The following is a 492-nucleotide window of genomic DNA, read 5'->3' as shown; positions in this document are numbered from 1 at the left end:
AAGAATTCCAAACAGCATGGAAATATGGTGGGTTGGAACGAATGGTTCGGTACAGGATGCTTTCTGGTATGAAGGGCAACCATGGAGACGACAGGAAACAGCCCCGGCAGGTAGTGCTTCAACAACGGGGAGCATTACGGCGGTGTCAAGAATCCCGGGCAGCATGGAAGTATGGTGGATTGGGGCAAATGGTTCCGTGCAAAGTGCTTTCTGGTATGAAGGGCAACCATGGAGACGACAGGAAATAGCTCCAGCAGGTAGTGCTTCAACAACTGGGGGCATTACGGCGGTGTCAAGAATCCCGAACAGCATGGAAGTATGGTGGATTGGAGCGAATGGTTCCGTGCAAAGTGCTTTCTGGTATGAAGGGCAACCATGGAGACGACAGGAAACAGCCCCGGCAGGCAGTGCTTCAACAACTGGGGGCATTACGGCGGTGTCAAGAATCCCGAACAGCATGGAAGTATGGTGGATTGGAGCGAATGGTTCCGT

At 52.6% G+C, this 492-nt stretch carries 1 pseudogene; it reads left to right on the top strand.

What is annotated here, in order from left to right:
• Nucleotides 1–16: 16 nt before the first annotated feature.
• Nucleotides 17–492: pseudogene (locus MR071_RS25110) on the top strand (PLL family lectin); the annotation flags it as partial.

This window comes from Bacillus cereus group sp. BfR-BA-01316 (genome assembly GCF_022664195.1).
Lineage (GTDB): Bacteria > Bacillota > Bacilli > Bacillales > Bacillaceae_G > Bacillus_A.
Note: the sequence above shows the minus strand (reverse complement) of the source record. Positions and strands in the feature narration are given on the sequence as shown.